This is a genomic window from Aeromicrobium sp. (assembly GCF_014378035.1).
In the GTDB taxonomy this organism is placed as follows: domain Bacteria; phylum Actinomycetota; class Actinomycetes; order Propionibacteriales; family Nocardioidaceae; genus Aeromicrobium.
The window spans coordinates 1-6086 of the sequence record NZ_JACMOM010000344.1 but is presented as its reverse complement, the minus strand read 5'-3'; the positions used below and the strand labels follow the sequence as shown (position 1 = coordinate 6086).

General features: G+C 65.2%; 7 protein-coding genes and 1 pseudogene. 2 read left to right on the top strand and 6 right to left on the bottom strand.

Features of this window, described 5'->3' with window-relative positions:
* Nucleotides 1–712 precede the first annotated feature (712 nt).
* Nucleotides 713–1756 carry an IS30 family transposase gene (locus H7290_RS18135; RefSeq protein WP_290515419.1) on the top strand — a complete coding sequence of 348 codons (1044 nt, stop codon included), beginning with the start codon at nt 713–715 and terminating at the stop codon, nt 1754–1756.
* A 138-nt stretch (nt 1757–1894) separates the two neighbouring features.
* Here the strand turns inward: H7290_RS18135 and H7290_RS18130 are convergent, their stop codons facing one another.
* The 6 genes from H7290_RS18130 to H7290_RS18105 form a co-directional block, all read right to left on the bottom strand.
* Nucleotides 1895–2251, bottom strand: coding sequence for a nuclear transport factor 2 family protein (locus tag H7290_RS18130; protein ID WP_290515418.1), 357 nt, complete (start codon nt 2249–2251; stop codon nt 1895–1897).
* 111 nt (nt 2252–2362) lie between these two features.
* Nucleotides 2363–2593 carry a hypothetical protein gene (locus H7290_RS18125; RefSeq protein WP_290515417.1) on the bottom strand — a complete coding sequence of 77 codons (231 nt, stop codon included), beginning with the start codon at nt 2591–2593 and terminating at the stop codon, nt 2363–2365.
* A 272-nt stretch (nt 2594–2865) separates the two neighbouring features.
* Entirely contained in the window at nt 2866–3624 is a 759-nt protein-coding gene (locus H7290_RS18120) for an SDR family NAD(P)-dependent oxidoreductase (protein WP_290515416.1), read from the bottom strand.
* Complete coding sequence (locus tag H7290_RS18115) at nt 3621–3836, bottom strand: hypothetical protein (RefSeq protein WP_290515415.1); 216 nt, start codon at nt 3834–3836, stop codon at nt 3621–3623. Before H7290_RS18115 ends, H7290_RS18120 begins: the two co-directional genes overlap by 4 nt.
* Nucleotides 3837–3932: 96 nt before the next feature.
* Nucleotides 3933–4070 carry a hypothetical protein gene (locus H7290_RS18110; RefSeq protein WP_290515414.1) on the bottom strand — a complete coding sequence of 46 codons (138 nt, stop codon included), beginning with the start codon at nt 4068–4070 and terminating at the stop codon, nt 3933–3935.
* Between the two features lie 180 nt (nt 4071–4250).
* Entirely contained in the window at nt 4251–4991 is a 741-nt protein-coding gene (locus tag H7290_RS18105; protein WP_290515413.1) for an SDR family oxidoreductase, read from the bottom strand.
* 886 nt (nt 4992–5877) lie between these two features.
* Between H7290_RS18105 and H7290_RS18100 the strand changes: the two are divergent.
* Nucleotides 5878–6086: pseudogene (locus H7290_RS18100) on the top strand (IS3 family transposase); the annotation flags it as partial.

The window sequence follows — 6086 nt, the reverse complement described above, 5'->3', positions numbered from 1 at the left end:
CGGGGGACCAGTCCTCTGGTCGTTCGCGTCTGCGCAGGTCAAGGCACACGTCGGCAAGAGCGGTCAAAGATGTCAGATCGGGAAAGCTCGCACACCGTAGGTCCAGAGGTCGCAGGTTCAAATCCTGCCCCCGCTACAAAGGTAAAACCCCAGGTCAGAGACCGTTTCCGGAGAATTCCGGAAGCGGTCTCTTTCCGTTGTGGTGAGGCACGTGTCCGCACCGTGTCCGCAAACGTTGCCGTCGAAAGGTGTCCGCGGACGCGTCAGCACGCGGCTTGTGGGTGGTGTGAGGCACCCGCCGACGTGGTGTGAGGCACTCGGCGAGCGCGTCAACCGAGGCGAAACCGAATTGGGGCGGCGTCGGCATCGGAATGGTCGTAACGGCCCTTGTCGGTGGCACGGTGAATGGGTTGGGGTTCCGTATGACGCGACACGACGATCTGGTCCTCATGTCGCTGCCGGGTGAATCCTGACCCCCTGGTGCTGCTTGGGTTCTAGTCATCGTCGCAACACTCAGCCCATGGAGTGTGTCGAGATGGCTCGTCGAGGACGTAAGCGCAACTTGGAGAAGGAACGGTTGTACTGGGATTTACTGGCCTCAGGGACAGGCACTGTCGATGCGTGTCGACAGGTCGGGATCGGTCGCCGGACCGGTCTGCGGTGGCGCCGTGAGAACGGCGGGATCCGACACGACCGCAGCGGCAGCGAGCCCGTGCAAGGTCGTTACCTCTCGCTGTTCGAGCGCGAGCGGATCCAGACGCTCACCGCCCAGGACGTAGGGGTTCGCGAGATCGCTCGGCGTCTGGGCCGCAGCCCTTCCACGATCAGTCGCGAGCTCAACCGCCCCACACTGCCCGACACCAGAGGACGAAGCCGCGGGGACGGTGGGGGTGGTGGTGGTTACGATGCCGGCGCCGCGCATCAACACGCCACAGAGCTGGCACGGCGTCAACGACGCTCGAAGCTCGCCGCAGATGTGTGGCTGCACGACTTCGTCCAAGCCAAGCTCGAGCTGGAATGGAGCCCGGAGCAGATCAGTGGCTACCTCAGCGTCCACCACACCGATCACACGGTCAGCCCCGAGACGATCTATCTGGGCTTGTACCTGCCTCATCGCGGTGCGCTGCGCCGTGACCTGGCCAAGAAGCTACGTACCGGACGGACGCTGCGTCAGCCGCACCGCCGCAAAGACGCCCGGACCACGCGCTACATCGACCCGGGCAGACTCATCGATGAGCGCCCCGAGGAGGTTGAGGACCGGGTGGTGGCTGGCCACTGGGAAGGTGACCTGATCACCGGCGCCTACAACGTCACCGCGATCGGGACCCTGGTTGAGCGCACCAGCGGCCTCGTACAACTCGTCCATCTGCCGGTGGATCACACCGCCAAGAACGTGTGCCCAGCCGTGGCAGCCACGATGGCGTCCCAGCCGTCGCCGAGGACGGTGGTGATCGTGGCATGTTCGGCCATCTCCGCGCCTTGGTCCCAGGTCAGCGAACGCCGCATCGAGGGCGGCGTCTTCTTCGCCTTGCCGGGCAGCCCCTGGCAACGCGGAAGCAACGAGAACACAAACGGCCTGCTCCGTCAGTACTTCCCGAAGAGCAGCAACCTGGACATCCACAGTGCAGTTGACCTACACGCCGTCGCTGAGCGCCTCAACGGTCGGCCCCGCAAGCGACATGGATGGAAGACACCCGCCGAGATCTACGCATCGCATGTGCAAGACTCCGAACTCACCGTTGCGACGACCGATTGAATCGAGCCAGGTGAGCGGTATCGCCCCACCCCCAGCTGACAGGGCGGGTCGGGTAGCTCGAGCCAGACCAACGGGCTGACCTGACACGTGGGCGGCAGCCTGTTTCGGTGCTGCCCTTGGCCCGAGGTGGTGACAGACTCAGTTGGCGCTGGTGGCGGTGCGGTCGTAGATGATGTCAAGATTGGTGATCTTGCCGTCCTCGAACCTGAAGACGTCGACAACGGCGAAGGTCACCTCCCGCCCGGCAGGCGTGACGACGACCAGGTCGAGGAGCGCGAAACCGTAATCAATGTTGTCGGCGATCGTGCGTGGTGTTGCCACGTGGTGCGGGTATCGGCTCGGAACCCGCCGCCGGTACGCCGCTGTCACCTCATCGCGTCCAGTCACGCTCTCGGTCGAGAAGTTGACGGTGCCGTCGACGGCGAACAAGGCGCCCAGGTCGTCCCACTGCTCAGCATTGAGGAAACGAAAGTAGTTCTCGATCGATTGCTTCATGGACCCTCCCCTTGTGAACTCCTGCTTGGTGGATCGCGCCGTACGGTAGTGGAGCCGATGACGATGGAGGCCCGGGCCCCCGGGCCCTGGAACCCGCTCCTGCTCGACGTCTCAGGGCTGTCCAGCGTGGAGGCCGCCGCCGCCGCGCGCATGGGTGATGACCACCGGCAGGTCGCCATACGCCTCGACGGCACTCTCCACGAGGTCGCCCACGGACTCGCTTGACGTCACGGCGGTCGCGAATGTCGTGGCGTGAACCCCACCCCGATCGATGTCGGCAGCCACCGCCTGCGCAGCGACGCCATCGATGTCGATCACGGTCAAGGGGGCTGTGGCCGTCACGCGATGGCCACGTTAGGGTCAGCGGATGTTCTGAAAGTCGCGAGCACATTCGCCTCATCTCGTTCAGTAACCGTGGAGCGTGGCGCCGAGGGCCCTGGCGTTCACGGGCCCGATCGAAAACTGGGAACCTGGCTCGAACTGGCCCCACTCACGCAGCTGCGTTGGCTCATCACGATTGCGTGCGTAGTGGGTGGTGCTGAGTTGCCACGGGCGCGCGTGGTGGGCGCGCCTTCCGGTGCTGACATGAGGTGGCAGTTCCCGCGCAACCTGCATCAGATGGCTGTATAGCCGCCGTCCACGGGGATGGTCGCTCCCGTCACGAAGCTGGCGGAGTCCGACACCAGCCACGCCACGACGTCGGCGATCTCGCTCGGCTCGCCCAAGCGGCCCATCGGATGGAGCAGCTCCAACAAGCGGAGCGCGGCAGCCGGGTCATCGCTGCGGCTCAGACCCGTGTGCACCATGGGGGTGTCGATGTAGCCGGGGCACACAGCGTTCACGCGAACGCCAGACGTCGCATATTCAACGGCCATCGACCGGGTGAGCCCGAGAACGCCGGCTTTGGACGCGGTGTACGCCGAGGCACCCGCGGTCGCGATCAGGCCCATGATGCTGGAGATGTTGACGATCGCCCCACCCTGCACGAGCAGCGCGGGAAGTGCCGCCCGTGAGACCGTGTACGTTCCCGTCAGGTTGACGCCGATCTGCTGATCCCAGTCGTGATGAGTGGTCTCATGCGTCATCAGTGTCGTGTAGGAGGTGGGGGCCACCCCGGCGCAGTTGACCACCGCGTCGATCCGCTCGTGTCGCTCGACGACCAGGTCGACGAACGCCTGGACCTGCTCAGGGTCCCGAACGTCGACGGTCTCCATTCGGAGACCTTCGAACCGGCTCTCCGTCTTCAGCGGTACCAGGGAGAGGTCGCAGCCGCTCACCGTCGCGCCGAGGTCGCGCAGCTTGAAGCATGTGGCCGCCCCAATTCCGCTGGCCGCTCCCGTGACGAGAATGACCTTGCCTGTGAGGTCGTTCATCCGCTGACTCCGCGCACGTGTATGAGCCGGCGCTCGGCTGCGGCGCTGCGGCGCTCATCTTCGCGTCGGCTGGAGTACCGAAGCCGCTCACCACAGGTGGCACCCGGGGTCCGCGGGGGGGCCGGGACGCGGGACTCGGTGTAGTAGCTCTCGAACTCCTCGACGTCCTCGGGCCGGGGTGCGGACCAGTAGGAGGCTGTCGCGTAGGTCATTTTTGTCGTTCCCTTCGTTCGGTGTTCGGATCCCGCAAGGGACCTCTGTCTGGTTCTGTCACTTCGGCCAGGCAGCCCAACTTCTTGTCACCCGCTTCACCGCGTCACCCGCTGACCGGGGCGTCGAAACGGGACGGGCTCGCTCCGCGGGGCCGCCACCAGCCCCACGGCCGGCCCGGCGATCGGGGTGCCCGGAGCCATCGCGCCGGTGACCTCGCTGACCTCGGCGTTCATCGAATCCCGGACCGAGACCGGAGGGCAACGGACCACCGACACCCGCGGGCGAACCTTGCCCTCACACAAGTCCGACGGCACGGGCCCCGTCGACCCTCGCGAAGTGTGACTGCTCGAACGTGGTCGGTGGCTGCCCGAGAAGCAGCCACTGGCGGTGTGGATGACCCGTCGTCCCTGGCTTCATCCATGGACACGTCGGTCGCCCGCTCCCACGAGCAAGAGTCCGCCGTCGACACGGATTTCCTCGCCGGTGATGTAGCGCGCGTCCTGCCCGACCAGGAAACTTACGACGTCTGCGATGTCCTCGGGCTCCCCGGCGCGAGGTATCGGAAGGGTGGCCAGGAGGCGATTGCGGGCGCCGTCCTGATAGGCCTTCGCGGAGCCTGGCGTGCGAATGAGCCCCGGCGCCACCGCATTGACCCGGATTCCCTTGGGCCCGAGCTGGACCGCCAGTTGACGGGTCAGACCGAGGAGCGCGGCTTTCGTGGCGGGATAGAGACCCAGGTCGAACGGCGGGCAGTTCACGGCGATCGACGTCACGTTCACGATGGCGCCGCCTGGGTTGAACAGCGGCAGCAGGTGCCGCGCGATACGCCAGGCTCCGAGGACGTTCACGTCGAAGATGTCGTGCGCCCCGTCCTCGGTGCCTTCCTCAAAGGTCTCGTGTCGCCAGTAGCCAGCGTTGTTGACGAGTACGTCTACCGACCCGAACGTGTCGCGGAGCATGGCTGCGCATTGGCCCACCGACTCGTCGTCCGAGACGTCGACGACGCAGGCAGTGCCGTCAACCAACTCGGCCGTCCGCTCCGCTGTCTGTGCGACCCGGTCAAGTGCGACGACGTGGTAGCCGTCCTTCTCAATCCTTCTGGCAATGGCAAGACCGATCCCCTGGCCGGCGCCTGTGATCACGGCGATCTTCAATGCGACACTCCCGTGCGTCTGGTCCGAACGTGATGCGGCCAACCCGTTTTCGATCGTGCCCCGAAGGCAAGTTAATCTAGAAGATGTAAAGTTACCTTAGGCGAGCTGATGTTGCGGCGTCAAGGACACTTCTCCATATCGACAGCGGGACCGGGACCTCCTGAGGCCTCTTGACCACGGTCAATACTTTGTAGGGAGTGCATCTGAGAGTGCGCGTACGCGAGGCTTCGAACCTGCCAGTGAGGACGTGCCAGCCGGTAGCCGACTTCGATGTCCAGCTTCCTCATTGATCGACTTCATTCAATGGGGTGCCGTGTGCCGAGAGCAGAGCGAGTCATCCCACTAGGGCTGCGCCCACGTGACTAGGGTGTGGCGGTGACCGGGCCTCCGCTGACAGTTCCCGCCCACCTTGATCTCAGCGGTCGAACGGGGCCGGGTCAGTGCGGGCGGACCGGGTCGCTGCCATCCCAGCCGCGGGGAACGGCGTGTCGCCCGTCAGGCGCTCTCAAGCACCCACGGAAGCGTCAGGCAAGCCCAATATCGCGGTCTTAACCCTGCGGCTGGCCGGTGTCGGGAGCGCTCACGGGCAAGCCGCTGGCCCCGGTGAGACCATCCGGCATCACGCACGCTCCAGTCGAAAACGACCGGGCTACGGCTGTGCCGCCGTGTCTTTCTCGCGGGTCACAAGGCCGCAAGGGAGACCGGCTGCCAGGTCCTCCAAGTCTCGATCCGCTCCAGGTACTCGGCCTCGACCCCTGGAAAACCATCGCCCAGGATCAGCCGCAGCGGCCGGGACGCGGCATCAACGACCTGCAAGATGGGACTGCCCAGAGTTTGGTTGACACCTGACCTGTGAGGATTCGTCCTCGCTGGAAGGATCACTGTCATGCCGAAGCCGTATCCCAAGGAGTTTTGCGACGATGTCGTGGCTGTTGCCCGTAAGGGCGAGGCTCTGTTGAAGCAGATCGCGAAGGACTTCGGGATTTCCGAGGGCTGTTTGTCGAACTGGATGAAGAAGGCCGACATCGAGGACGGTGCTCGACCCGGCCCGACGATCGCGGAGTCTGCTGAGCTGCGTGGGGCCAAGAAGCGGAT

What these genes read in the sequence shown, in the direction of transcription:
- H7290_RS18120 (WP_290515416.1), bottom strand. Translation starts at nt 3,624, where the DNA reads ATGAACGACCTCACAGGCAAGGTCATTCTCGTCACGGGAGCGGCCAGC.
- H7290_RS18115 (WP_290515415.1), bottom strand. Translation starts at nt 3,836, where the DNA reads ATGACCTACGCGACAGCCTCCTACTGGTCCGCACCCCGGCCCGAGGAC.
- H7290_RS18110 (WP_290515414.1), bottom strand. Translation starts at nt 4,070, where the DNA reads ATGAACGCCGAGGTCAGCGAGGTCACCGGCGCGATGGCTCCGGGCACC.
- H7290_RS18130 (WP_290515418.1), bottom strand. Translation starts at nt 2,251, where the DNA reads ATGAAGCAATCGATCGAGAACTACTTTCGTTTCCTCAATGCTGAGCAG.